Raw genomic sequence first — 814 nt, 5'->3', positions numbered from 1 at the left:
AAGAAGTGAACCGCCCCGTATCGAATGGAGACTCGATTTCGTGAAAGGATCGACCTCGATTCTTCACTGGCGGTGTGACGCCGGTCGGCTCGGCGACTTGCCCGTAATATCCCCTGCCGTTCGAGGATGGGCCGTCGCGTGACGCTGCGGGCGTCGGGTTCCACGGGCCCGAGGGTGCTGCGGGTTCTCTCCTCTCCGGTGTCGTTGGGGCGGGGCCGGCCGTCAGGTGTCGGCCGGGAGGTCGGTTGCGTGCCGCCAGGCGGTGGCGAACGCGGACGCCCAGGGCCAGGTGCGGTCGAGGTGCAGGGTGCGCCGGCGGGCGTGGGTGGTGAGGCGGGCGGGCAGGTGGTAGAGCTTCGTCCGGATTGTCTCCGGTTCGGCGGCGGCGAGTTCGGGTTCGTCGTGCAGGAGGAGGAGTCGCGTCCAGGCGTCGAGGTCGGCGGCGAGGGTGGCGGCCAGCATCCAGGCGGCGTTGAGCTGGAAGGACTTGGAGGGCAGTAGCCCGAGCCCGACCCTCTTGATCGCTTTGACGCGGTCCTCGACCTCGGCATGATCACGGTAGAGAGCGNTGGCGATGATCTGGTAGCGCCAGCCGGTGCGCTTCTCGAAGGCGGTCAGCTTCTTCAGGTCTCGGCGCGAGGGTTTGACCCGGCGCACGATCAGCCGCATCCCCTCGGGCCAGCCGCTCAGGTCGCGGACCCCGGTCAGCTCGGCGACCTGGTAGGTGACCTTCTCCCCGTCCGGGCCCTTGATCTCGTGGACTTCGCCGTCCTGCCGCAGCGCGTCACTCCACACGTCCGCGGGCAGCAGTGCG

General features: G+C 69.0%; 1 protein-coding gene. It reads right to left on the bottom strand.

All coding sequences use genetic code 11. From position 1 onward, the window contains the following. Nucleotides 1–222 precede the first annotated feature (222 nt). Complete coding sequence (locus E7Z54_RS09220) at nt 223–669, bottom strand: transposase (RefSeq protein ID WP_431188802.1); 447 nt, start codon at nt 667–669, stop codon at nt 223–225. Between the last annotated feature and the right edge of the window lie 145 nt (nt 670–814).

This window comes from Nocardioides sp. (assembly GCF_004803405.1).
Classification (GTDB): Bacteria; Actinomycetota; Actinomycetes; order Propionibacteriales; family Nocardioidaceae; genus Nocardioides; species Nocardioides vastitatis.
The sequence above is the reverse complement of the archived record's forward strand: the minus strand, read 5'-3'. Positions and strand labels throughout refer to the sequence as shown.